This is a genomic window from Flavobacterium tructae, from assembly GCF_001853485.1.
Taxonomy (GTDB): domain Bacteria; phylum Bacteroidota; class Bacteroidia; order Flavobacteriales; family Flavobacteriaceae; genus Flavobacterium; species Flavobacterium tructae.
The window spans coordinates 49,984-73,935 of sequence record NZ_MIKE01000024.1; the positions used below are offsets into that span (position 1 = coordinate 49,984).

Below are 23,952 nucleotides of genomic sequence, written 5' to 3' on the forward strand. Positions count from 1 at the left end.
CGCAGTGCTTTATTCAAAATTAGAAATTTCACGAATCCCTAATCTCGAAAAATGAAATCATTATTGAAAAAAATAAAAAATTTCACGCAACCATTTCTAAAAGAAGACATCTACTAATTATAAACTATTAAAATATTGTTATGAAAAAATTAATGCTAAGCTTGTTTATAGCTTTTGGATTCAGTGCCTGCTCCCTTAATAATGAAGATATGAATGTGGTTTGCGGAGAAAGTGAAGACTTAGCTTTTACAGGAATTCCACTTTTATGCAACTATAGTGTTAAATCTTTACCTACCAATCCTGTTGCATTTTTAGCTGCTTCTGAAGAAAGATTGAATGCTTACTTCACCAAAAAAGAGAATACATGTCCAAATGCTACTATTACACCTATCGATTTTAATAAAGAAATGATCGTTGGTATTTTCTCAGGACTTAAACCTACAGGCGGTTTTAAAATTAAAATAACCAGCATTGTTCAAAACAAATGTCAGATTCTGGTTAATTACTACGAAAAAGAACCTGAAGTGGGCGAGACAATTGCACCCGGGGCAACGTATCCGTCAGATTTCATTTTAATCCCAAAAACAACTAAAACAATACTATTCAATAAAGTAGCAGACAACCGTGACAATGTCGTAATAGGAAGTTTCAGCGGTCAATGTACAGGTGCTGATTGTCAAAAATTCTATCAGATCAACGATTTTAATATTCAAAAATTCTTAAACGTTAAAGCCGGCGCCTATGATTTCGATCAATACCGCTATACAGCGACTACCAAAAAAGGAGATTACACGCTTTTCTTAAAATCGGTACCTGCTGAAATTTTAGCTTTAAAAGGAAAAACTAAAACGTATGGTTCTCCGGATGCTGCAGATCAGGGAGGCGTATATTTTGAATTACGTCAGGGCATAAATGTTACTAAAATTACCATCGACAACAAAGATACTGCCGATCAAAGTGCCGAAATAAAAGCATTCAAAAAGGCTATTCAGGATAAAATAACAAGTCTAAAATAATCTGATTCATGAAAAAATATTTCTTATTTATCATCGTATGCGGTCTCTTTTCGTCGGCATATTCATTGGAATCTACGGGTATAAATTCGGGTTCGATTGTAAACACCTGGATTTGGGAAAAATCGATTGGAGGAAACAGTAATCCCTATACGGCAACTCCTAAAACGATCGGATTTAACAAAAAAGTCGTTTTTACACCAAACGGAAGAATAATCACGTACAAAAACAATGTTGAAATAAGAAATAGCACCTATACAATTGAAAAAGGTGTTGGTTACTTTGATCAGGCCGAACATGACTTAATCACTTTTGAAGGCAAGACTTATGTCATAGAAAACCTTGACAATCAAAACCTAACCATTGTCAGCAATAATACCGATGCATCACGTACTATTTACAAAAGGTAGTTTTATAAGCTTATAAGAACTATTTTTGCAAAACCAAACAAACCACTTTTTTGAAAGACGATTTAGATAAATACATACGACTGTGCATCAAAAATGACAGAGAAGGGCAACTGAAAATCTATCAGTTGTTCTCTCCTGTTTTATATGGTATATGCCTGAAGTATATGAGAAATGAAGACGATGCCAAAGATGTATTTCAGGAGGCTTTTGTCATCGTTTTTCAGAAAATCGGCCAATATAAATTTGAAGGAAGTTTTGAAGGCTGGCTAAAACGTATTTTCATTAATAAACTGATTGAAACTCTGAACAAGAAGAAAAAAGAGAGTTTCTTTTTGGACGTTTTTGATCCGGATACTGATTTTGTTGAGGAGGAGGAATTGGATATTGCTCCGGTCGAACAGGAGAAACTGCTGGAATATATCCGGGATCTACCGGATCAGTACCGCACCGTTTTCAACCTGTATGTTTTTGAAAAACTAAAGCATAAAGAAATAGCCGAACTTTTAAAAATCTCTGAAGGAACATCAAAATCAAATCTAAATCGGGCCAAAAGCATTTTGCAAAAAAAAATAATGAGCATAAAAAATTTTAAAATAGCATGAAAAAGCAAAATATAGAAGATCTTTTTTCATCAATGGAAAACTTTTCAAGTGTTCCTCCTCCTGAATTATGGAGTCAGATTGAAGAAAAATTAGACCAGCCCAAAAAGAAAAAGAAGAAAGCTATTCTTTGGTGGTCGGCTGCTGCATGCTTATTGTTAGGTTTGCTGCTTCCTTCTGTTTTACATTTTACCTCAACTTCTGCAATCAAAACAGTAAAAAATGGCTCTATAGAAAACAATAGTGTGGTTCTTGATGAGAAAGAAGACAATGAAAACTCTAACAGAACAATTCAAAGTAAAGAGAATAATGCTGTTGTAAATACCCCTCAACAAGAATCAAATCATACCGTTAGTAACTCTTCTCTGAAGAACAGTACAAATTCGTCTGAGCTTTCTATAAAAAATCACAATCAAAAAACGGCAGTTGCTCATTCTGATGTAACGAATAAGGCTAATTCAGGGAATGCAAATCTGAACTCAACTCTTCAAAAGAAAAATGAAGATCATACTGCAACCCAAAAAGTAATTGTTTCTGCCAAAACAAATACAGCCCATTCAAATCCATCAAATGCATTCAATTCTGCGTCAACAAATCAATTTTTAAATCCAAAGGGAAAGAGTTCCAATCAAAATGTAGCTGAGAAAGTATATACTATCAGCAAAAATAATGGATTGGGTTCTTATTCAAAAAATTATCCTATTAGTGCTGATAAAAAAGCTGCTAATCAAATAGTAGCGGAACAAACTTTTAGTGCAGGAAAAGCCAACCCTTTCTATCCAAATTCAAAAAATAAGGTGTCGGCTTCTGTTTTCGAAGAGCAATTGCCTGCTAAAAATAACATTAGTACAGCTTTAAGTGCTGTGAACCCGCTTTCTGATAAGCATCAGAAAACTGCTATTGAAAATGCATTCCCGGGCAGAGAATTAACAGGTAATTCAAAAAACAATTCGAAATTCAGTACCGTTTTAAGCAAGCAGGATTCCGTTCAGTTGGCAGAACTTCAAAACTTAGAAAAAGGTATAATTAATCCGGAAGAGAAAAACGAGAAAGAAAAGAAAACGACAATTTCTAAAGGAGAAAGATGGGCCGTTGAAGTTTTTGCCGGATTAGCCAACTCGGAAAATTATAAAAATGACAAAACGCTGGGCAATGTAAACGACTCAAAACAGGGAAGTACTTACGGTGTTAAAACAAAATATAAAATCAACAAAAAATGGGCCGTTGGTTCAGGTTTTAAGATCAACGAATTAGGACAAAGTGTTGCCGATGTATCGTACATAAGCAATGGTCCGCCTAATGCTGCCATGACTTCTAATGACTATTTTAATCAAAATGCAACAGTAGTCGCAGCAGCTCCCCAAATTAGCACTAGTTCAGGTTACATTTTTGTTTCTAAAAACACTACAAATGCGTTAAAACAAAATAACATTGAAAGCAATTCTATTGAGAGTGGGAATCTGGATCAAAACTTAAGATATATCGAAATGCCTTTAGAGGTTTCGTATTCTGTTTTCAGTAAAAACAGGACCAACATCAACATCAATACCGGTGGTTTTGTGGGGAAACTGATTTCAAATAACATGGCCTTAAACGGAAATTCGATTGGTCAGAATGTCAATGCCAATGATTTCATCTACGGTTCTACATTAAGCAGTACTTTGCAATATCGCGTTTACAAGAAAACAAGTGTTTTTGTGGAGCCTGCTATGAACTATTACGTTAATCCGCTAAGCAGCCAATCTTTTAATCAGTTTCAATGGGGATTAAATTTTGGATTGAATGTTACTTTTTAAAGTTCTTTTTGTGGTAGTTTTACCAAAAAATTACTTAGAAAAAACGATAAAATGATCCTCAAAAACAATGAGACCGATCCGGAGTCACTACCTAAAGATCTTATAATTGCCAAAGAAATACTTTACGATTGTTGCGATTTTGACCTCACTCAACCTCAGCCGGAAGCTGAAAGCAATGAGTATGATGCTTACCGTTTTCGATTGAATCAGAAAAACATCTGTTACAGGAAAGCGAAAATCACACCCACCAAAACAGGTCAGTTTGTAACTTTATGGAAACGCAATACGACGGGAATTATTGAGCCTTTTGATTTCACAGACGCTATTGACTTTGTGATTGTCAGTGTTCGAAAGAACGAACTATTTGGACAATTTGTTTTTCCTAAACCGATTCTATTAGAGAAAGGTATTTTTACCACTTCGAAAAAAGAAGGCAAAAGAGCCACAAGAGTGTATCCTCCGTGGGATGAAACAACAAGTAAACAAGCTCAGAAAACGCAGCAATGGCAATTGAATTACTTTTACTTCATTACGCCCGAAACAAATCTGAAACGATTCAAAACATTGTTTTAAATAAAAAAGCAGCCCAAATTTTACTTTGGACTGCTTTTACTTTTTACTGAAAGCTATTGTAAACTGTTCAAAAGAAACCACAAATCAATTTCCTCCTCACATTTTACATTTCACTTCTTACTTTTTAATAATCTTCCCTTTATAAACTACTTTATTATTCTCGGTTAGCGTATAAAAGTAAATCCCCGTTTGCAAATAACTTACCGGGACAGCCGTAGTACTTACATCCTGTGTTGCATTAATATCAACCGGATTCCCTAATAAATGGCCTGAAACATCGTAAAACTTCAATTTCAGTTTTTTATCAGTATTGGTTTTTACAATCACATTCACCACATCGGTAGTTGGATTCGGATAAGCCTGAACCGCATAACCATTTTTAGTTTCAAAATCGATAGTCGACAGATTCGAAGATTTCAATTCAAAACGGGCAATTACCGGACCGTGGTCTGAAGTTGTATTGGTATAATTATTAATATCGTTACGAGGATCATAAACTGCAATCGAATTTGCGATGTACTGGTCGTTTAATTCGTTTGAAATCATGATGTGATCTAAAAATCCGCCCGAACTTAAATAAGTATATGCTCCTGCTTTACTGATTTCTAAAGTAAGTGCATTATAATTAGTCTGATCATCAACAAACATCTTATAAGAAGATGGATTTGGCGTAATAACTGATTTACTTACATCATCGTTATAGTCTCCCAAAATAATCAGATTCGAATTAGCATAGTAAGTATCTAAACTGTCTTTCAATACTTGTGCATCATACTTACGCATATTGTATTTACTGATATCAGACCCACTATTCGCACGGGCATGAAGGTCTACTAAATTGATTAGTTTTTTTACTCCGCCAACATTCGTCTCAATTTGCACCATATAAGGTAAACGTCCTGATGAGAAAAAATTCTCATCCTTATTCTCAGGACTTGGATAATTATTCAACGTAACCGTTTTAGCACGTATCTGATCGTATAGATCTTTAAACATTACTCTGGTATTTTTTACCGTTGCTGTCTGTGTATTGTAGATCACCACCAATTTCTGAGGTGGAAAATTCGGATCTGCAGGATTAAAAGAATACGACCATGAAGGTGAAATTACTTTATCAAACGTTTTACCATTAATGCTAATTTTTTGCACTAAAGCATCTAAAGCCGGTTCATCAGAAACTTCCTGAACCACATAAACATCAGCATTTAACTTGTTCATTACTTTGGCCACATTTTCAATTTGCAGAGCATCATCGGTAGGTCCGAATTCTTTGTTTGACTTATCTTTCACATCTGTACCAAAAAACTCTAAGTTATAGGTCACTACATCAAAAGTATCTGCCTTTGGTATAGATGAACCGGTAAACGAACCTATTTGCTTATTTAAAGAAGTTCCTGTAACTGTTAACACACCTGAAATCGTTAATGCTTTTACAGATGGTGTAAACCTTGCATAAATCTGTTTACTTCCTGCGGCGTCAGCTGCACTAACTACTACAGTCGATTGAAATGAACTTCCGTCCAAAGACAATTGAAAATCTGCAGGAGCAGTAACGGTAATATCTCCATATCCTTCTGCCTTAAGAGGAAAAGTCTGGGTTCCCGAAACTCCACTTACATTTACATCTCCAAAATCTAAAACAGGATTTGCATCTATATAACCTGTTGTATTTGTAATTGCAAAATCATCAAATGACCATTCTGCAGCATTATTTGCTCCTCCGGCTGTAGTTTCATACACCCAGGCCAGATAGGTATGACTTGTTTTGTAACTGTCTAATTTAATGTATTGCGATTGTGCATAGGTTCCTGTTATGGTTGGAAATTTACCATCAATTACGGTCCAGGTTGCATTTTCAGGGTTACTCTTTCCATCATAATCGGTAGAAACCATTAATTTCAGATCGGTACCCGCATAGAATTTACGGGAATAAAAAGAAAGTAAGATCGCTTTATCAAATTTAGCTGCATTATCTAAACGCAATTTTGGCGAAATCAACCAGTCTTTACTAGCTCCGCTATCGGAATAGCCGTTCATAATTACCGCTCCCGCTCCTGAGTTTACATTTCTGGCCACAGTAGTTGGAGTCCATTTATTTGCAGTACCGGCAACATTGTATTGCGTCCATCCGCTATTGCTTAAAACATTTGCATCGTTAAAACCTTGTTGGTACGGATCAATTCCTACTCCTGTAAGCGTCACTATTTTGGTTGTTGCTCCGGTCGCATCATGTGTTATTTGTCCCGAAAAACTTCCAATAGCATCCGGTGTAAACCTCACATAAACTGTTGGCGTAGCACCCGAAGCAAAATCAGCTGCAAGGTAAGAAACCGAAGTACTAAATGTATTTCCGTCTTTTGAAACTGTAAATTTGTCATTTGCTGTTACCGTAACAGGATTTGATATATTAGTTCCCTGAATTTGATAACTCAAATTATCCGAACTCAAATTAGCCTCCGAAAATCCAAAATCTAAAGTAGAAACCGTTGTCGTTAAAGAAGGAATTGGTGCACTCGAAATTGTAACATCAACTTTAGCAGGGGTAGCCTGTAAATTTCCTAAAGCATCCTCTGAAACAGAAAAAACAGTATAATTTGCATTTAGCGTTAAACCTGAGAAGGTTTTGGTGTACACATTAGCAGCATTCGTAACATCCAAAAATCCTGATTGTAAAGCCGCCGCATCGCTAGCATCGTGACCTGCCTTAATTTGTGCCGCTGTTGGTGCTGTACTTCCTCCCGGTACTAAAACATAATACGTTTTCCCCACCTCATTTAATTTATCAGAGAAATCAAAACTATCCAATAAAATATTATCGGCTTTTGGATAACCGGAATCGCTTACAGGCGCACTGGTATCTGCTTTTACATCAATATTGATATTATCCACCGCAAATGAAGGACGTGCGCCACCTCCTGAAACTTGCTTCGAAATCCATCGTATCTGAATTACCGGCTGGTTGTTACATTCTGCCGGCAAACTTACTTTTATGGTTTGAAGATTTTGTGGTGCAGTAGTAGCCGGTGTAACCTGAATAACATTGTTATTTTGATAGGCTGTCGATAATAGTGATGTAAAAGCAGTATTATCTCCAATTCTGTATTGCAGCACCATTTCGTTTATTCTGGTATCACTAACAGTACTACCAAAAGGATTACGAACTACCATCGCATCATATTTAATTTCAATACTACTTTTGCCTGTTGTAGAAAAAGCAAAACCAATAGCCAAATCGAGCGATGAGTTATTTAGAAAACCAATTTTACCATTGTAATTATGGACATTACCACTATTCGTTGACGATGTGCTGCTTGCTACCAGAGCTCTGTCACCAACTAAAGTCGCATTTGTAACATAATTACTACCAGGAGCTCCGGCTGCATTCCATCCCTGAAAACCTGCCGGATAAGTTGTTGAATTGGCAGTTAAATTATCAAAATTTTGTGCATAAGGCAAAGTCTGAACTGTTGGCATCGTTTGCGCAACAAGACTTAGACCTGACCAACAAAAAAAACTTAAAAAAGCCATGAGATGGCGTACAGAGTAATTGTTTTTCATAAAGTTTAAAAAAATAGAGTTTTTAGAAATCAAATTTATATTCTTTAAAGTTAACAGAATATTGTGAAAACATAAACTTATCGTATCGCACTTTTGTGAAAATTTTCCAGCAAAAAATAAATTATCCGTCAGTTCTTTCAATTATTCTTAGATCTGGTGCGACTTCACAAAACATTTTGTTTTTGTACGAATTAAGAGGTTACAACAATTTAACAAGTTATTTCTTTTCTAAAAATTCTCTATCTCAAAAATCAACAGGACTTAATTTACCCCTAAATATTTTTAACGACATTATTTTTTCTCATTAGCCTATACTATTAGCACTCCTAAAACTGAAAAATGAATCCTTTAATTTCACTTTCTATCTGTACAATTTTCTTTACCTTTAAGTCGTTTTAGGCATTAACTAATACGATACAACATGAAAAAGTTATTTATCTTTTCGGCTCTATTTTCTCTGCTGCTGTCCTGCAATACAAAAACAACTAAAGAAAACAACACTACAAACAAGGAAACGGTCACTAAAACCGACAACAGTTTCAGCAAAACAACAATCTATGAAGGAATAATTCCGTGTGCTGATTGCAGCGGAATTCAAATGACCTTGAAAATCTACAACGATTATAGTGTTTCACAGAACAATAAATTCGAACTCATAAGTGTCTATCAGGGAAAAGAACCCGGAAATGTCTTTACCCAGAAAGGAAATTTTAATACAGAAAGAGGATTAGATAAAGATCCGGACGGTACAATTTATGTCCTAAACTGGGATCAGCCGGAGGAAAAACAGTTGTACTATGGCTATTATAGTTCGAATCCTGAAAAGATCTATCTGCTGGATAAAGACAGAAAAAGGATTAAATCTGATCTAAACTACTTTTTGACTTTAAAAAAATAACCTCTTTAACAGTATTTACTAACGATTCAAGCCAGAATTATGAACTTCTTCAAAATCAAAACTTCCTGGTCTAATGCTGAATTTATTGGAATCAAATTGTGTATCGCTTCAGCTTACGTATTAATTGGAAGTTATTTTCATGATTTTTTCAAAAATTATTATTTCCCAATTCTAGTCCTATTTGCAATTACGGCAATCTGGTTTGTTCTGAAATGGCTAAAAAAAATGAAGCATGAAAAATCTAAATCTTAAGATTTCCTTTTAAACTCTGCAAACAAAGTTATCTTTGCAGTCAAAAAACAAATATGCATCACCATTTTCTTCTTTTTAAACCTTACGGCTATCTAAGTCAGTTTATTTATGAATTGAAGAGAAAGAAAAAGCTTTTAGGTGAATTATACCATTTCCCTGATGGTACTATGGCCATCGGAAGACTTGATGAAGACTCTGAAGGTTTACTTTTATTGACGACAGACGGAAGGATAAGCGAACTGGTAAGAAGCAAAAAAGTAGACAAAGAATATTATGTTCAGGTCGACGGAATCATCACTCCCGAAGCAATCGAGACCTTACAAAAAGGCGTTGAAATAGGTTTTGATGGCGGTAAATACAAAACCAGACCCTGCACTGCTTTTATCGTTACTGAAATTCCTGACTTTGGTCCAAGAGCCAAAAAAATCAGAGATGAACGCCATGGCCCAACCTCCTGGGCTTCTATTACAATAAGAGAAGGAAAATTTCGTCAGGTTCGAAAAATGACCGCGGCTGTTGGATTTCCAACTTTAAGACTGGTTCGTGTTCGCATAGGAAATGTATCTTTGCAAAACTTAAAAGCCGGAGAAGTGATGGAAGTGACTGATTTTAATTTAGATAATTAGATAATGTGACAATTATTATTTAAAAGAATAAAACACTCATACCCATTTCACATCTCACACTTTACATTTCACACCTCATAACCCATAACTCAAAAAAAATGCTAAACATAGTTCTTGTAGAGCCTGAAATCCCTAATAACACCGGAAACATTGGACGTTTGTGTGTGGGTACAGAAAGCAGATTACATTTAATTCATCCTTTCGGATTTGTAATTAACGATAAAAACCTGAAACGTTCGGGACTGGATTACTGGGTACATCTTGACGTTACCGAATACCAAAATATAGAAGAATGGATTGAACAGATTCCTGATCAGTCACGTGTTTTTCTGATGAGTTCTCATGCCGAAAAATCATATCTCGAAACTGATTTTCAGGACGGAGACTGGCTTGTATTTGGTAAAGAAAGTGTAGGTTTAAGTAAAGAAGTTCTGGCACGTTTTGAGAATCACCTCACCATTCCCATGTCAAAATTAATCCGAAGTTTTAATATTGCCAATTCTGTGGCTTTTGTGGTAGGAGAAGCAAAAAGACAAATCGGACTGAAAAAATAATTAGTCCTTAATTCCTTTAGTTTTAAACGGTAATCCGGTCACTTTGTAAAGTACTCGACAAGTCTGCTACGTAATTACGAACTTTCCTTTTTCGGCATCAAAAATAATATGTTCGTCTTTGAATAGGGTGGCAAAACTTCCTTTTGAAATTAAATTGCATGGCGCATCCTGTACCACCAATTCAGGAGTCATAATAATCATTTCATCACTTAACTGAATTGCCAGATCGATATCATGAGTCGAAAATAAAATACATTTCTGAGTTTCCTCTGTTAATTTTTTGAGGAGTTTGAACAGCGAAACTTTGTGCAGCAAATCAAGATGCGTTGTCGGCTCGTCCAGAATAATCAACGGAGTATCTTGTGCCAAAGCTCGCGCAATTAAAACCTTCTGCAATTGTCCGTCACTAATTTCGAAATGCTTTTTCTGTGCCAGATGCTCTATTTGAGTCAACTCTAAAGCTTCCTGAACTTTCTCGATATCATTCTGACTTAAAGTCCCAATCCAATTGGTGTAAGGCTGACGTCCCAAAGCTACTAATTCGAAAACAGACAAATTACTCGGCGGTAGCTTTTCGGTTAAAACTAAGCTTAAATTTTGAGCCAATTCCAGAGGCTTATAGCTACTTATATTTTTTTCATTTAGAAAAACATGTCCTTTCAACGGCTGCTGAATTCCGGTAATCGTGCGAAGCAAAGTCGATTTCCCAATTCCGTTTGCACCAATTAACGAGATTAGTTTCCCCGAAGCTGAATTCAGATTTAGATTTTCAGCAATGGTCACAACTCCTTTCTTTGACTTGTAGCCGATGTTGAGATCTTTTGTTTTTAAAATGGTAGTCATTGTTTAAAGGTGCTAAGGTTCTAAGTTTTTTCTTCACCGCTTTTAATTTTTAAAAATCAATCTGCGAAAATCCGTTGAATCCACTTAATCTGTGGCTAATTTATTTACTGAAAATTTCTTTTACGCATGAGCAGCCAAACGACAATTGGTGCGCCAATTATAGACGTGATTGCATTAATGGGCAATGTGGTCTCCAGTCCCGGCATTTGTGATGCCATATCGCAAAACAACATGATTATTCCTCCGTAGAAAAAAGTACTCCAGTATAAAACCGTGTGGTTACTCGTCTGGAAAGTCAATTTTGCAATATGTGGCACTGCCAAACCTATGAATGCAACCGGTCCTGCAAAAGCAGTAACACTTCCGGCCAGAATACTTGTTGCAAAAATAATGATCAATCGGGCTCTCTTATAATTCAACCCCATACTTCTGGCGTAATTTTCACCTAAAAGCAAGGCGTTTAAAGGTTTAATACTTCCGGCACTCAAAAACAGACCAAAAGCAACACAAACCGCCAAAATCGAAATCGAAGTCCACGAAAGGTTCCCAAGACTTCCCAGAGACCAAAAGGTGAATTTCTGCAATTGTTCTGCTGAACTAAAATACGTCAAGACCCCAACAATAGCACTGGTAAAACTCCCAAACATTAATCCGACGATTAAAATTGCCATCGTATTTCGTAAACGCTGTGCTACCAATAAAACCAATAGTAAAACCAAAACACTTCCTATTGTCGAAGCCAGTACAATTGCATACGGCGACAATAAAATCGAGTTTAAAAATGAAGGTAAAAAACCTGCCCCAAGAATCACGATCGCAACTGCCAGAATTGCTCCCGAACTTAAACCTAAAACATCAGGTCCTGCAAGTGGATTTCTAAACAAAGTCTGCATCAGCAAACCACTCACCGATAAACCAATACCAACCAACATGGCTGTAATAGCCTTTGGCAGACGATAATTGACAATAATATATTCCCAGGTCGATTTACTGGCATGGCTTCCCGTCATACTGTTATATACTTCCTTAAAAGGTATGGTTACTGATCCCAGGCTAATGTCTAAAAAGAACATAAACACTAATGCCAGACCGAGTACCGAAAACAGTATTATATTTCGTTTTTTATGAATCAATGAACTTAGTTTAATTTAGAGGCAAAAGTGAATTCATAACTTGGCAGCAACTCCGGGTGAAAAATCTTGATATAATCTTTTAATACTAAATCAGGACGGCTTGGCGCCAGCTCATAATAAACGGTTCCTCCCGTTGCTCCTGATTTACCTTCAAATGTATAAACATTCTTAGACTTGAAGGCATCAAATTCTGTATAATGAGGATTACTCTTTCCGAATTCGTCCAGACTTTTAAAGGAACCTGCAGCGATCCAGAAATTAGCTGTTTTGGCTTTCACTAAGACTTTTTCAAAAGACAAGCCTTCGCTTCCCGTACCTTTTAAATCGGCCCATAGGTAATTGGCCTGAGCATCTCTCATAAACTGCGCCACCCAACTGTTTCCTTTAGCTACATACCAGATATCTTCGTACATAGAACCATATAAAACACTTGAAGTTGCTGGTTTTCCCGCTACTAATTTTTTAGCCTGGTCATAACTCAAAACAATTTTATCAAACAACTCTTTCGCCTGTTCTTCTTTACCAAATAAAGCACCGTAGAGTTTAATCCACTCTGCTTTTCCAAGGGGAGATTGCTCCATCCAGTCGGCCTGAATCAAAACATTTAAACCGCTTTTTTTCAAATTATCAAACATCGCATTGTTATTGTCTACTCCAAAAGTCACTATTAAGTCCGGAGACAACTCTATTAATTGTTCGATATTTAATTTCTCGTTTTGCCCCACATTTTTAACGGCACCTTTGTCTATCAATGCTCTGGTTTTTTCTGAAGAAATGTAATCGGTATGCGGAAAACCTACCAATTTATTCTCTACTTCCAACATCTCCAAAAACGGAATGTTAGTCGTTGAAGTCACCACAATTGACTCCAAAGGAACTTTGATAGTTGTGTACTTTTGTAAGCTGTCCGGTGCTTTCGCTTCTTTCTCTTTCAGTACATAAGTAAACTTGGTATGGGCATCCGGCCAAGGATCTGAAACAGTTACTACCGAATATCCTTCGTGCTTTATAATCGAGAGTCCGGACGCATATTCGATACTATTTTTTTCGGTTTCTGTTTTAACAATCTCCGAAGATTCATTTTTTTTGCATCCGATTAGAAGAAAAAAAGGTAAAACAAAAATCATTTTTGGCAGTAAATGTCTCATATATAGGTTCTGTTATTTTTTTTAAAGGGCTCAGTTTCATCATGCTGCTTTTATGGCATATAATTTGAATCGTCTTCCTTATAAATTTTACAATTTCATTACTGACAAAGGTAACGCAATTTCTATTTTTTTTATCTACCTTTATTCCTACAAAATCAAATAAACATCATTTTTCCCTAATGAATCCCATAAAAACCAAAGTCTGCTCGAGCTGTGAATCTTCTTTCAGCTGTGGAGATACTTCAAATGAAAACAAGTGTTGGTGTAATGATTTCCCCCCTATTTTTAATCTTTCCGAAGGAGGCGACTGTCTTTGCCCCGTTTGTTTTAAAGAAGCCTGCGAAGATAAAATCGACGCTTACGTAGAAACGCTTACCCCACAAAAAGCTCTTAAAAATAAAGCCATATCTTTACCCAAACAAGAAAAGTTAATCGAAGGAATTGATTATTATTTGGAAGACGGAAATTATGTTTTCAAAGCCTGGTTTCACTTAAAAAGAGGAAGCTGCTGCGGAAACGAATGCCGACATTGCCCTTACTAATTGTTAATTGTTGATTATAAATTGTTAGTTGTGAATTATGAAAAAGAATATAATCAAAGATAAGAGTTTTGATTTTGCGATTCGAATAGTTAAATTATATCAGTACCTATCCGCGGAGAAAAAAGAATTTATCCTTTCTAAACAGCTTCTGCGATCTGGAACAAGTATAGGAGCTATGGTAAGGGAAGCAGAACATGCCGAAAGCAAAAATGATTTTATTCATAAATTTGCAATTGCCCAAAAAGAAGCCAATGAAGCTGTTTATTGGTTAGAATTACTAAAAGCAACCAATTACTTAAATGAAAAAGAGTTTGCGACTATTAATAATGACGCCATTTCAATATTAAAATTAATAACAAGTATTATCAAAACGACCAAAAGTCAAATTCCTCCTAAACAGCCTCTTCTTTAAATTAACAATCAACATTTCACAACCAACAATTAACAATTAACAATCAACAATTAAAATGATCTACCTAATTACAGGAGGCGAACGATCAGGAAAGAGCAGTTACGCCCAAAGCCTGGCCTTACAACTTTCAGATACCCCTATATATGTAGCGACAGCTAGGAAATGGGACTCTGATTTTCAAAACAGAATTGACAGACATCAACAGGAGCGCGACGAACGCTGGACCAATATTGAAAAAGAGAAATACTTAAGTGAAATTGACTTTTCCGGAAAAGTGGCTTTAATAGATTGCGTTACCCTTTGGCTGACCAACTTTTTTGTCGACCATAAAAATGAGGTTACTTTAAGTTTAGAGGAAGCAAAAAAAGAATTTCTATCCATAGCGCAACAGAAAAATGCAACGCTGATTATTGTCACAAATGAAATCGGAATGGGTGTTCATGCCGAAACTCATATCGGCCGAAAATTTACCGAACTTCAGGGTTGGATGAATCAGTTTTTGGCTTCAAACGCAGATGAAGTGGTTCTGATGGTTTCCGGCATCCCTGTTAAAATAAAGGGATAGTAATGAAATTCCAAATTTTTAAATCTCAAATTCCAACACTATACTTTATCTTTACTTAAACTTTAAAATTCTCATTTGAATTGATTTGGAAATTGGAATTTAAAAAATTGGAATTTAGAAATTATGAGTCATTTAGACGATATACTAAAATCACGTCGTGATACCCGCCATTTTACAAATGACGAAGTTCCTGACGAAGTCATTCAAAAAGCACTTCAAGCCGGACATTGGGCACCGTCAGTTGGATTAACAGATGCTACCCGATATTATCTTATTAAATCTACTGCGGTTAAAAGTACCATTAAAGAGCTTTTTTTAGATTACAACAAAAAAGCTGAGGAACTTACCGACAATCACGAACAAAAGGAACACTATAAATCCTTAAAACTGGAGGCCATTGAGGAAGCTCCAATCGGACTCATTATTGCTTATGATCGATCTGTACTGAACCAATTTACCATTGGAACGGTTGGCAGTAATGAAGCGGTAAAATTCAGTTCGGTTTGTGCTGCTCAGAACATCTGGCTCTCTCTCACTGAGCAGGGTTACGGAATGGGCTGGGTGTCTATTCTGAACTATTATCAGTTTAAAAAGATTCTCGATTTACCTGAAAACATTGAGCCGTTGGGGTATTTCTGTATCGGAAAACCTGCTACAAATTATGATAATCAACCCATGTTGCAGCAATTACACTGGAAACAAAAATCAGAGGCTCCGGATTGTACGGAAATCAAAACTACCGTTGAAAATCTAATTCCGGTTTTAAATTTAAACTCAAAAACAGAAAGCTCAAAAGATTTCAACTTCAGCACTCAGCTACAAGACAAAATAGATTCGAAGACCAAACCCATTGGCGCTTTAGGCACTCTCGAGATTTTAGCCTTTCAGATGGGAACTGTTTTTGAAACGTTAAACCCAAAAATCATAAATCCTTTTATCGTCGTTTTTGCTGCTGATCATGGTATTGCCAACCATGGCGTAAGCGCTTACCCGCAGGATGTCACAAGACAAATGGTGACTAATTTTCTGGAAGGCGGCGCTGCCATTAACGTCTTCTGTAAGCAAAATGACATTCAGTTATCTATCGTTGATGCCGGTGTTAATTATGATTTTCCAACCAATGCCAATCTGATTAATGCCAAAATAGCCAAAGGAACACAATCTTTTCTGCACATTCCCGCAATGAGTGAAGCAGAGTTACAATTGTGTTTCGAAAAAGGAAAATCAATTGTGGAAGACATTGCAAGAAAAGGTTCCAATTGTATTGGTTTTGGTGAAATGGGAATTGGAAACACCTCTACTGCCTCGGTATTGATGAGCCTTCTAACCGGATTTTCTATCGAAGAATGCGTAGGAAAAGGAACGGGTGTTGAAGATGAAAAATTACTTCAAAAACAAGACTTACTGCGAAAAGCTATTGAAAATTATACCGGTCCGGCCGAGTTAAAACAACAGTTGGCCTACTTTGGAGGTTTTGAAATTATACAAATTGTCAGCGGGATGTTAACTGCTTTTGAGAACAATATGCTCCTTCTGGTGGATGGCTTTATTTGCAGTACGGCCTTCTTAATTGCTTCAAAAATAAATCCTGCTATTCATAAAAATGCGGTCTTCTGTCACTGTTCTGCCGAGAAAGCGCATCAGAAATTATTAGATTATTTAAATGCAAAACCTATTCTGAATCTGGATTTGCGCTTGGGAGAAGGTACCGGCTGTGCGATTGCCTTTCCAATTTTGAAATCAGCTGAAGTTTTTCTGAATGAAATGGCCAGTTTCGAAAGCGCGGGCGTTAGCAGAAAATAGTTTTCAGTCTCAGTTTATAGTTTCATCCTTTAATTTTGCCTTAATCAATTATCTTAAATGAAAAAAGAACTACATATTTTCTTTACCTGTTTAATGTTTTACACCAGAATCCCGTGCCCTAAAAACATCAATCATGATCCAGACTATTTAAATAAGGCAACACGATATTTTCCTTTCATTGGCTGGATTGTTGGGAGCATTTCCTTTCTGGCTTTTTATCTTTTCTCGCTTTTTCTCTCTATTGAAACCGCAGTACTTTTGGCTATTATCGCCTCAATATTAACCACGGGAGCTTTTCATGAAGACGGTTTCGCCGATGTCTGTGATGGTTTTGGAGGCGGCTGGACCAAAGAAAAAATTCTGCTTATCATGAAAGACAGTGCGATTGGAGCTTACGGAGCGATTGGTTTAGTTTTACTATTTCTATTAAAATTCAAACTGCTTTCAGAATCCATTTCACTTTTTACTACTAACATTTTTCTAATTTTCCTCTTATTCATTTCGGCCCATTCTTTAAGTCGTCTCGCAGCAATATCAATTATTTTTACTCACGAATACTCCCGCGATGATGCGACAAGTAAAAGCAAGCCTATAGCTAAGAAACACAGTTGGAAAGAAATTACAGGTTCGTTCTTCTTCGGACTAATTCCATTATTGGTACTTTCATTTTTTCAATCTAAATTTCTTTTGGCAATTATTCCGGTATTCATCATGCGCTATTTTTTAGCCCGCTACTTCCAAAAATGGATTGATGGTTATACAGGAGACTGCCTGGGAGCAACGCAACAGGTTTGTGAAGTTATTTACTATTTAAGCATTCTTCTGATATGGAAATTTATCTAGTTCGTCATACCGAAACAACCTGCGAAAAAGGAATCTGCTACGGCCAGACTGATGTAGATTTGGCTGTTCCATACGAAGAAATCTTTAAGGATATTGTCTCGCAATTACCTCTTGAGGCCCTACTCTTTTCAAGTCCATTGAAACGTTGTACTATGCTGGCCCAATACATTCAGAATACTATAAAACCAGCTTCCTTTATTATGGACGATCGGCTGATGGAAATGAATTTTGGCGATTGGGAATTGAAAAACTGGGATGCAATTCCTACGGAAGAACTTAATCCATGGATGGAAGATTTTGTCACAACGCAAGTCCCAAATGGGGAGTCTTTTACAATACTTCATGAAAGAGTGGGTACGTTTTTAGAAGATTATGTTTTCAACCAGACAACTCCTGTAGTCATTGTCTCACATGCCGGTGTGATCAGAAGTATTTTATGTCATCAGTCCGGATTACCACTAAAAGACGCTTTTACCAATAAAGTAGCGTTCGGACAGGTTATTAAAATAGTGAATTAAATTATCATTTGTTCAGAATCCCTCTCTAAAACGAAAACAAATTTGAAAATTCAATAATTTTAACTTTATCTTTGCAGAAAATTAAGGTTGTGTTCATTCATACACATTAAAAGGGAATCAAGTAATAAATCTTGAGCTGTACCCGCAACTGTAAGCTTTGTTCTGAAAAGAATGCTTGTTGTTAACTACAAAACCACTGCTCGCGCTGACGAATGGGAAGGTAAACAACAAGACGCAAGCCAGGAGACCTGCCTTTGTAATCAATATCGAGCTCTCGGGAAAAAGAGTGTAGAAATTATGACTTTGAAAAAACTTTTTGCTCTTTGTTTCTTATTGTTGTGCCAGATTACTGTGGCGCAGAACGATTCTATTACGAAACTTAAAACGGTTGTCGTTTCTGACGCTAATCTTAAAAAATACTCCAATTCACAATCTGTTTTAAAACTAAATGACTCTGTTATTGGCAAAAATGAAGCCTTATTAACGGATTTATTAAACTTTAATTCGACCATTTATTTTAAAGAGTACGGCCGCGGAATGCTTTCTACAGTTGCTTTTAGAGGTACAACATCATCGCAAACGGCTGTAATCTGGAACGGAATTAACATTAATTCCCAAATGAATGGAAGTACTGATTTTAATACCATTTCCGGATCCGATTATAATTCTATTAGTGTAAAAGCAGGAGGAGGAAGTGTTATTTACGGTAGCGGAGCCGTTGGAGGAACCGTACACTTGAATACGGATCTCGCCTTTTACAATAAATTTGAAAACAGTTTAAGATTGGATTACGGAAGTTTCAACACTATCGGAATTAATTATAAAACGAGTATCTCGAATAAAAAATGGAGTACTCAGATTGGTTTTTCCAAAAACAGTTCTACAAACGATTATAAATACCTGAACCAATACAACTGGAAAGGCGAACAGCGCTGGAATCAAAACGGCCAATATGATGTTATTACCCTAAGTGCCAATGCAGGATATAAAATCAACGACAAAAACAGTTTAAAGCTATATACCCAAACCTCAAACACAGACCGAAATACCTCATTAGTTTCGGAATCTGAAACTAAAAGCAAATATGTAAATGGTTTTAATCGGAACTTATTGGAATATGATGGTGATTTTGGCAGATTCAAAACCAATTTAAAAACAGCCTATATTTTCGAAAACTATAAATATTATGCCGACAATTCGAGCAATATTTTCACTTATGGAAAGACCGAAAACTTCATCTCTAAGGCAGATTTAGGCTATCAATTACTGGAATCGATACAACTAAATGGTATTCTGGACTACAACCGAACTAAAGGATACGGAAGTGGTTTTGGTGATAATGTTAGAGAAATAAGTTCTGCTGCTTTACTTATAAAACAAGATATTTCTGCGGACTGGAAAAACGAATTTGGGGTTCGTAAAGAGTTTACAGACAATTACAAATCACCCGTTCTATTCTCTGCAGGTTCCTCCTATCAATTTGGAAAACTGTATAATTTAAAATTGAATGTGTCCCGTAATTTCAGAATCCCAACTTTCAATGATTTGTATTGGGAAGAAGGCGGAAATCCTAATTTAAAACCGGAGAGTTCTTATCAGGCCGAAATTGGAAACGTTTTTACCATTCAAAACTTCTCTTTAACTCAAACTTTTTACTACATCAAAATAAAAGATCTGTTGCGATGGGTTCCCGGTACAAATGGGATCTGGATGCCGCAAAACACAGATAAAGTAAACAGTTATGGTGCTGAAACATTATTGAGCTGGAAGAAAAATTTTGGAAAAAACAACCTGACTGCAAATGCTACTTATGCTTATTCTGTTTCGGAAAATGTAGAAACCAAAAAGCAATTATTTTTTGTTCCTTTTCATAAAGCTACTGCTTCCATTGCTTACTCAAAAAATAACCTATCCGCCAATTATCAATTTCTTTATAATGGCTTTGTGTATACGCAATCCGACAATGATCCGGAAAAAATTGTATCGGCTTACACCGTTTCTAATATTGGTGTAGACTACGATTTTAAACTTTTATCTTCTTTCAAAGTAGGTTTTCAGGTTCTAAATGTTTGGAATACCTTCTATCAAAGTCTGGAACACAGACCGATGCCCGGAAGAAATTACAACTTGTACTTAAACTTTAAATTTTAATATAATGAAACTAACTAGATTATTCCTATTAGCATTAAGCGCATCGCTTTTTGTTTCTTGCTCTAATGACGACTCTGATGGACCTAAAGGAGTTTATGATAATGGCGTTTTCATCTTAAATGAAGGAAACTTTACTGATGGTGGTTCCGTTTCTTTCATATCTGACGATTTAAATACTTTCACGAAAGATGTTTACAAAACTGTGAATACTAGTGATTTTGTTGGGAAATATCTTCAAAACATCTTTTTTGACGGAGACAGAGCTTATATTATTGCCGGCGGTTCAAATGTTATTAATGTAGTAGACCGTTATAGTTTTAAATTGATTGCTAAAGTTGAAACCGGTTTAACAGCCCCAAGATATGGAGTTGTAAAAGACGGAAAAGCTTATGTAACTAATGCAAATACCTATTGGTCTAAAACAAATCCGGCTGGTAACACAGATGATTTCATCGCTGTAATCAACTTGTCTACAAACAAAGTAGAAACTACCATACCGTTAAATGCGACCGGAAATCATATTGAAATTTTCAACAACAAACTTTATGTAACTGAGCCTTACAACAACGATAAATTACTTGTAGTTAATCCAACTACAAATAAACTGGAAACTCCTGTAACGATTGGTTATGGTGCAGATACTATGGAAGTAAAAGATGGTGTTTTGTATACCATTAGAAGTTCTTTCGGAGAAAGAAGCGAAATTGTAAAAGTAAAGTTATCTGATAACTCTATCACGAAAATCACTTTCCCGGAGTCACTTGACGGAGTTAAAAACTTAGACATTTACAACAACAAGATATACTACACTTTAAACACTGCAGTTTATGCAATAGACTACACTGCAACTACAGCTTCAACAACTCCTATTTTTCAATATAGCTCAACTTCTGAGTATGGAAAAATGTATGGTTTTGCTGTAAAAAATGACAGAATTTTTATTGCTGATGGAGGGGATTTTGCTTCAAACAGTAAAGCTTACATCTACAACTTAGGAGGAACATTACAAAAAGAATTAACTGTTGGTGTTGGACCAAACGGTTTCTATTTCAACGATTAATTCCTGTAATTCGTTTAGATTATGACATAAAAAAAGGCTTTCATTTCTGAAAGCCTTTTCTTTTATTTCAATGCTCGTAAAAGTCCTTCCGGAGCTTTTTCAATATACATTTGATTTTTAATTCCGTCCATTGCTTTAGCATCTGTAAATGCTTTCAGCGTTACCCCACTGTCATCTCCTGCTTTTTTCGCACTGATTCCTGTTATTTGAGATATTGCTACACTCAACAGCGGTTCGTTTGGATCTCCTAAAACTCCTAAGTTCGTAATGCGTTCTAATTTTTCATACGTTGGTTTCAAACCGTCTGTATATTCTCCAAAATCAGCTGCATTTACAATTTTTAAAACCAAAGGCTGCATCGCATATTTATGATTTGGATTACGATTCGTTTTTCCAAAAGTTGGAGAATCATATAAGGTTACCGATCCTACATTTTTACCAACAGTAGTCTCTCCTACCTGAACTACAGAAATATAAGGCACTAAACCGTTTATAACCAATTCACTTGCCGATGCTGTACCGCTTGTGGTTATAATATAAACTTTAGTCATGTTCAGGCTATTAATCGCCGCACCGTCCATTTTATCTACAAATTTATTCAGCAATGATTCAGGATCTTCACTTTGGTAATATTCGTTGATTTTGGCATTCCATTTCTCTTTCGAAAAAACTTTGCCGGTAAACTGTCCGGTAATCATACTCGCCAGACGGGTTGAAGTTTGAATCGAACCTCCTCCGTTATATCTTAAATCTAAAACTAAATCAGTAACACCCTGCGCTTTTAGTTCTGCAAAAGCCGCATTAAGCTGTGCATCATAATTTCCATAAAAACCATTGTACATCAGATAACCGATTTTACGGCTTCCGGAGGTAATCACTTTATTGATAAAAACAGGATTTTCATCTAAAGTTGTTTTTACTAATGCAACTGTTTTTCCGTTACTATCAAAACCGGTACCGTTAAAAGTAGCCATATTCAATGTATAACTATCCGCTGCCAATAGCGACTGATAATTTGAAACCGTTAAAGAAGTTCCGTTAATACCTGTAAAAAGATCCCCTCTTTTGATGTCTTTTTTAGAAGCATCAGAATTAGGTATAATATAACGTACATAACCCACTAAATCTGTAGTACTTCCCGGTTTATAACTCAATCTGAAATCTACACCATTATTTTTTGAAGTTCCCTGAAGTTCCTGTTCTAAAACCGTATAATCGTCAACAATCCAGCTAAAACGATCAATTGCCTGACCTTTTGGAAATTTGCTTATAGGTTTATTCAATAAATCCTGAAATAATTCTTCCGGTTTAGAATATCCTCTCAAAAAAGCATTTAATGCTTCCTGATTGCTAAAACGGTCATCTGCCAAAGTAGGAACATCAGCTTGCCACAAATAAAACTGATTCAGTCCTTTCCAGACAAAATCATTAACCTGCAACGAGGCCGGAGCCGCTACATCATCCTGATCTTCACAGGATTGTAAAGAAAAAGCAAGTAAAAATAATAACAGTACGCTTCTTAATATTGTCTTCATATAGTAAATATCTATGTAGTAGTAACGTAAAAATACTATCTTTAGTTTTAACTCTAAGAATTTTATTGCTTTTTTTATTGTAAAAAAAATTTAATACCCCGTGTAACAAAAATAATAGTGTCTCGTCTTCACTATATAAGCTAACGAATAACCAACAAATTTTATGAATCAGAATGTGTTTATAGAATTAATAAATCCTTTCAAAGACAAAGTTTTTCGTCTGGCAAAAAGATTGTTAACCAGTACCGAGGAGGCTGAAGATGCCACTCAGGAAGTTATGGTAAAGTTATGGAACAAAAAAGATTCTTTGGACTCCTATAATAGTGTTGAAGCTATTGCAATGACAATGACCAAGAATTATTGTCTGGATCAGTTGAAATCGAAAAGGGCCGGAAATCTTAAAATTGTACATAATAATTATACGGACCGGGAGCCTCAATTGGACAAAAAACTGGAGGATTCGAATAGTCTAGAATGGGTTGAAAAAATTATAAGCCAATTACCTGAACAATTACAAATATTAATTCAGTTGCGAGATGTAGAGCAATATGAATTTGATGAAATTGCGAAAATTGTCAACATGAACGAAACGGCTATACGTGTAGCCCTTTCAAGAGCGAGAAAAAAAATTAGAGAATCAATGGTTAATACACACAGTTATGGAATTCAATAAAATAGAAGATATATTAGAAAAATACTTTCAGGGAGAAACCACGATTGCCGAAGAAAATCAATTAAAAGAATATTTTTCTTCACCGGATGTTGCGCAGCATTTGGAGCAATACAAACCAATGTTTGGTTATTTCTCTCAGGTAAAAGAACAGAAATCGACGCAGGCGATCCCACTAAAAACTAAAAAACGAAAAGTGGCGTGGTTATCGATTGCAGCTTCAGCTGTTGTTTTACTGGGAATTGGAACCTATTTCTATACGAGCGAAAAAAATGCAACTCCGGTTACAGCTCAATCAGAATTAGGAACCTATGATGATCCGGAAGAAGCACTTGCCGCAACGCAAAAAGCTTTGGCCTTATTATCAAACAATGTTAATGTAGGTATTGAAAGTGTACAATACATTAAAGAATACGAACAATCAAAAAACAAAATTTTTAAACAGTAATT

At 35.9% G+C, this 23,952-nt stretch carries 24 protein-coding genes and 1 riboswitch; of the genes, 19 read left to right on the plus strand and 5 right to left on the minus strand.

Annotated features, from left to right (window positions below; all coding sequences use genetic code 11):
• Positions 1-140: 140 nt before the first annotated feature.
• Genes BHE19_RS13785 through BHE19_RS13805 form a run of 5 tightly spaced genes read left to right on the plus strand, consistent with a single transcriptional unit; the run spans position 141 to position 4,391 of the window.
• Positions 141-1,016, plus strand: a complete 876-nt coding sequence (locus BHE19_RS13785) for a protease complex subunit PrcB family protein (RefSeq protein WP_070907591.1) — start codon at positions 141-143, stop codon at positions 1,014-1,016.
• A gap of 8 nt (positions 1,017-1,024) precedes the next feature.
• Entirely contained in the window at positions 1,025-1,423 is a 399-nt protein-coding gene (locus BHE19_RS13790; protein WP_070907592.1) for a hypothetical protein, read from the plus strand.
• 50 nt (positions 1,424-1,473) lie between these two features.
• Positions 1,474-2,025: an RNA polymerase sigma factor gene (locus BHE19_RS13795; RefSeq protein WP_017498834.1), complete on the plus strand. Its 552-nt coding sequence runs from the start codon at positions 1,474-1,476 to the stop codon at positions 2,023-2,025.
• Positions 2,022-3,818, plus strand: coding sequence for a hypothetical protein (locus tag BHE19_RS13800; RefSeq protein ID WP_070907593.1), 1,797 nt, complete (start codon positions 2,022-2,024; stop codon positions 3,816-3,818). The genes BHE19_RS13795 and BHE19_RS13800 overlap by 4 nt, the downstream gene beginning before the upstream one ends.
• A gap of 51 nt (positions 3,819-3,869) precedes the next feature.
• Positions 3,870-4,391: a MepB family protein gene (locus tag BHE19_RS13805; protein ID WP_070907594.1), complete on the plus strand. Its 522-nt coding sequence runs from the start codon at positions 3,870-3,872 to the stop codon at positions 4,389-4,391.
• A 117-nt stretch (positions 4,392-4,508) separates the two neighbouring features.
• On the opposite strand, the gene BHE19_RS13810 is transcribed toward BHE19_RS13805, so the two are convergent.
• Positions 4,509-7,949 carry a T9SS-dependent choice-of-anchor J family protein gene (locus BHE19_RS13810; RefSeq protein ID WP_070907947.1) on the minus strand — a complete coding sequence of 1,147 codons (3,441 nt, stop codon included), beginning with the start codon at positions 7,947-7,949 and terminating at the stop codon, positions 4,509-4,511.
• 421 nt (positions 7,950-8,370) lie between these two features.
• On the opposite strand from BHE19_RS13810, the gene BHE19_RS13815 reads away from it, so the two are divergent.
• The 4 genes from BHE19_RS13815 (at position 8,371) to BHE19_RS13830 (ending at position 10,279) form a co-directional block, all read left to right on the plus strand.
• Positions 8,371-8,847 (plus strand): copper resistance protein NlpE, encoded by a 477-nt coding sequence (locus tag BHE19_RS13815; RefSeq protein WP_070907595.1) that lies wholly within the window; start codon positions 8,371-8,373, stop codon positions 8,845-8,847.
• Positions 8,848-8,886: 39 nt separating this feature from the next.
• Complete coding sequence (locus BHE19_RS13820; protein WP_070907596.1) at positions 8,887-9,099, plus strand: hypothetical protein; 213 nt, start codon at positions 8,887-8,889, stop codon at positions 9,097-9,099.
• Between the two features lie 53 nt (positions 9,100-9,152).
• Complete coding sequence (locus tag BHE19_RS13825) at positions 9,153-9,725, plus strand: pseudouridine synthase (protein ID WP_070907597.1); 573 nt, start codon at positions 9,153-9,155, stop codon at positions 9,723-9,725.
• Between the two features lie 98 nt (positions 9,726-9,823).
• The gene (locus tag BHE19_RS13830) at positions 9,824-10,279 is read left to right on the plus strand and encodes a tRNA (cytidine(34)-2'-O)-methyltransferase (protein ID WP_070907598.1); all 456 of its coding nucleotides are present in this window, start codon (positions 9,824-9,826) and stop codon (positions 10,277-10,279) included.
• Between the two features lie 66 nt (positions 10,280-10,345).
• Here the strand turns inward: BHE19_RS13830 and BHE19_RS13835 are convergent, their stop codons facing one another.
• From BHE19_RS13835 to BHE19_RS13845, 3 genes are all read right to left on the minus strand, one after another.
• Positions 10,346-11,122, minus strand: a complete 777-nt coding sequence (locus BHE19_RS13835; RefSeq protein WP_070907599.1) for an ABC transporter ATP-binding protein — start codon at positions 11,120-11,122, stop codon at positions 10,346-10,348.
• A 104-nt stretch (positions 11,123-11,226) separates the two neighbouring features.
• Positions 11,227-12,255, minus strand: a complete 1,029-nt coding sequence (locus tag BHE19_RS13840) for an iron chelate uptake ABC transporter family permease subunit (protein WP_394332180.1) — start codon at positions 12,253-12,255, stop codon at positions 11,227-11,229.
• A 5-nt stretch (positions 12,256-12,260) separates the two neighbouring features.
• Positions 12,261-13,403 carry an ABC transporter substrate-binding protein gene (locus tag BHE19_RS13845; protein WP_070907601.1) on the minus strand — a complete coding sequence of 381 codons (1,143 nt, stop codon included), beginning with the start codon at positions 13,401-13,403 and terminating at the stop codon, positions 12,261-12,263.
• A 179-nt stretch (positions 13,404-13,582) separates the two neighbouring features.
• Between BHE19_RS13845 and BHE19_RS13850 the strand changes: the two genes are divergently transcribed.
• The 8 genes from BHE19_RS13850 to BHE19_RS13885 all read left to right on the plus strand — a co-directional run bounded on the left by BHE19_RS13850 (position 13,583) and on the right by BHE19_RS13885 (position 21,297).
• Positions 13,583-13,945 carry a DUF5522 domain-containing protein gene (locus BHE19_RS13850; protein ID WP_017498679.1) on the plus strand — a complete coding sequence of 121 codons (363 nt, stop codon included), beginning with the start codon at positions 13,583-13,585 and terminating at the stop codon, positions 13,943-13,945.
• Between the two features lie 37 nt (positions 13,946-13,982).
• Complete coding sequence (locus BHE19_RS13855) at positions 13,983-14,357, plus strand: four helix bundle protein (protein WP_070907602.1); 375 nt, start codon at positions 13,983-13,985, stop codon at positions 14,355-14,357.
• A 55-nt stretch (positions 14,358-14,412) separates the two neighbouring features.
• Positions 14,413-14,922 (plus strand): bifunctional adenosylcobinamide kinase/adenosylcobinamide-phosphate guanylyltransferase, encoded by a 510-nt coding sequence (gene cobU, locus BHE19_RS13860; RefSeq protein WP_070907603.1) that lies wholly within the window; start codon positions 14,413-14,415, stop codon positions 14,920-14,922.
• A gap of 123 nt (positions 14,923-15,045) precedes the next feature.
• Positions 15,046-16,725, plus strand: coding sequence for a nicotinate-nucleotide--dimethylbenzimidazole phosphoribosyltransferase (cobT, locus tag BHE19_RS22325; RefSeq protein ID WP_083342549.1), 1,680 nt, complete (start codon positions 15,046-15,048; stop codon positions 16,723-16,725).
• A 57-nt stretch (positions 16,726-16,782) separates the two neighbouring features.
• A complete protein-coding gene (locus BHE19_RS13870) occupies positions 16,783-17,568 on the plus strand; it encodes an adenosylcobinamide-GDP ribazoletransferase (RefSeq protein WP_070907604.1) in 786 nt (261 codons plus the stop codon).
• Positions 17,553-18,086 carry an alpha-ribazole phosphatase gene (cobC, locus tag BHE19_RS13875; RefSeq protein WP_070907605.1) on the plus strand — a complete coding sequence of 178 codons (534 nt, stop codon included), beginning with the start codon at positions 17,553-17,555 and terminating at the stop codon, positions 18,084-18,086. The genes BHE19_RS13870 and cobC overlap by 16 nt, the downstream gene beginning before the upstream one ends.
• Positions 18,087-18,153: 67 nt before the next feature.
• A riboswitch (cobalamin riboswitch) is annotated at positions 18,154-18,356 on the plus strand.
• Between the two features lie 27 nt (positions 18,357-18,383).
• Positions 18,384-20,237 carry a TonB-dependent receptor plug domain-containing protein gene (locus BHE19_RS13880; protein WP_070907949.1) on the plus strand — a complete coding sequence of 618 codons (1,854 nt, stop codon included), beginning with the start codon at positions 18,384-18,386 and terminating at the stop codon, positions 20,235-20,237.
• Between the two features lie 4 nt (positions 20,238-20,241).
• Entirely contained in the window at positions 20,242-21,297 is a 1,056-nt protein-coding gene (locus tag BHE19_RS13885) for a YncE family protein (RefSeq protein ID WP_070907606.1), read from the plus strand.
• A 62-nt stretch (positions 21,298-21,359) separates the two neighbouring features.
• Here BHE19_RS13885 and BHE19_RS13890 read toward each other — a convergent pair whose 3' ends face one another.
• On the minus strand, positions 21,360-22,832 hold the full coding sequence (locus BHE19_RS13890) for a S41 family peptidase (RefSeq protein WP_070907607.1): 1,473 nt from the start codon (positions 22,830-22,832) through the stop codon (positions 21,360-21,362).
• A gap of 163 nt (positions 22,833-22,995) precedes the next feature.
• On the opposite strand from BHE19_RS13890, the gene BHE19_RS13895 reads away from it, so the two are divergent.
• Both BHE19_RS13895 and BHE19_RS13900 read left to right on the plus strand, forming a co-directional pair.
• On the plus strand, positions 22,996-23,505 hold the full coding sequence (locus BHE19_RS13895; protein WP_017498688.1) for an RNA polymerase sigma factor: 510 nt from the start codon (positions 22,996-22,998) through the stop codon (positions 23,503-23,505).
• The gene (locus BHE19_RS13900) at positions 23,492-23,950 is read left to right on the plus strand and encodes a hypothetical protein (protein ID WP_070907608.1); all 459 of its coding nucleotides are present in this window, start codon (positions 23,492-23,494) and stop codon (positions 23,948-23,950) included. The genes BHE19_RS13895 and BHE19_RS13900 overlap by 14 nt, the downstream gene beginning before the upstream one ends.
• Positions 23,951-23,952: the final 2 nt, after the last annotated feature.

What these genes read in the sequence shown, in the direction of transcription:
- BHE19_RS13830 (WP_070907598.1), top strand. Translation starts at nt 9,824, where the DNA reads ATGCTAAACATAGTTCTTGTAGAGCCTGAAATCCCTAATAACACCGGA.
- BHE19_RS13885 (WP_070907606.1), top strand. Translation starts at nt 20,242, where the DNA reads ATGAAACTAACTAGATTATTCCTATTAGCATTAAGCGCATCGCTTTTT.
- BHE19_RS13900 (WP_070907608.1), top strand. Translation starts at nt 23,492, where the DNA reads ATGGAATTCAATAAAATAGAAGATATATTAGAAAAATACTTTCAGGGA.
- BHE19_RS13805 (WP_070907594.1), top strand. Translation starts at nt 3,870, where the DNA reads ATGATCCTCAAAAACAATGAGACCGATCCGGAGTCACTACCTAAAGAT.
- BHE19_RS13895 (WP_017498688.1), top strand. Translation starts at nt 22,996, where the DNA reads ATGAATCAGAATGTGTTTATAGAATTAATAAATCCTTTCAAAGACAAA.
- BHE19_RS13845 (WP_070907601.1), bottom strand. Translation starts at nt 13,403, where the DNA reads ATGAGACATTTACTGCCAAAAATGATTTTTGTTTTACCTTTTTTTCTT.
- BHE19_RS13815 (WP_070907595.1), top strand. Translation starts at nt 8,371, where the DNA reads ATGAAAAAGTTATTTATCTTTTCGGCTCTATTTTCTCTGCTGCTGTCC.
- BHE19_RS13870 (WP_070907604.1), top strand. Translation starts at nt 16,783, where the DNA reads ATGAAAAAAGAACTACATATTTTCTTTACCTGTTTAATGTTTTACACC.
- BHE19_RS13835 (WP_070907599.1), bottom strand. Translation starts at nt 11,122, where the DNA reads ATGACTACCATTTTAAAAACAAAAGATCTCAACATCGGCTACAAGTCA.
- BHE19_RS13825 (WP_070907597.1), top strand. Translation starts at nt 9,153, where the DNA reads ATGCATCACCATTTTCTTCTTTTTAAACCTTACGGCTATCTAAGTCAG.
- BHE19_RS13785 (WP_070907591.1), top strand. Translation starts at nt 141, where the DNA reads ATGAAAAAATTAATGCTAAGCTTGTTTATAGCTTTTGGATTCAGTGCC.
- BHE19_RS13790 (WP_070907592.1), top strand. Translation starts at nt 1,025, where the DNA reads ATGAAAAAATATTTCTTATTTATCATCGTATGCGGTCTCTTTTCGTCG.
- BHE19_RS13855 (WP_070907602.1), top strand. Translation starts at nt 13,983, where the DNA reads ATGAAAAAGAATATAATCAAAGATAAGAGTTTTGATTTTGCGATTCGA.
- BHE19_RS13890 (WP_070907607.1), bottom strand. Translation starts at nt 22,832, where the DNA reads ATGAAGACAATATTAAGAAGCGTACTGTTATTATTTTTACTTGCTTTT.
- BHE19_RS13810 (WP_070907947.1), bottom strand. Translation starts at nt 7,949, where the DNA reads ATGAAAAACAATTACTCTGTACGCCATCTCATGGCTTTTTTAAGTTTT.
- BHE19_RS13800 (WP_070907593.1), top strand. Translation starts at nt 2,022, where the DNA reads ATGAAAAAGCAAAATATAGAAGATCTTTTTTCATCAATGGAAAACTTT.
- BHE19_RS13850 (WP_017498679.1), top strand. Translation starts at nt 13,583, where the DNA reads ATGAATCCCATAAAAACCAAAGTCTGCTCGAGCTGTGAATCTTCTTTC.
- BHE19_RS13880 (WP_070907949.1), top strand. Translation starts at nt 18,384, where the DNA reads ATGACTTTGAAAAAACTTTTTGCTCTTTGTTTCTTATTGTTGTGCCAG.
- cobC (WP_070907605.1), top strand. Translation starts at nt 17,553, where the DNA reads ATGGAAATTTATCTAGTTCGTCATACCGAAACAACCTGCGAAAAAGGA.
- BHE19_RS13820 (WP_070907596.1), top strand. Translation starts at nt 8,887, where the DNA reads ATGAACTTCTTCAAAATCAAAACTTCCTGGTCTAATGCTGAATTTATT.
- cobU (WP_070907603.1), top strand. Translation starts at nt 14,413, where the DNA reads ATGATCTACCTAATTACAGGAGGCGAACGATCAGGAAAGAGCAGTTAC.
- cobT (WP_083342549.1), top strand. Translation starts at nt 15,046, where the DNA reads ATGAGTCATTTAGACGATATACTAAAATCACGTCGTGATACCCGCCAT.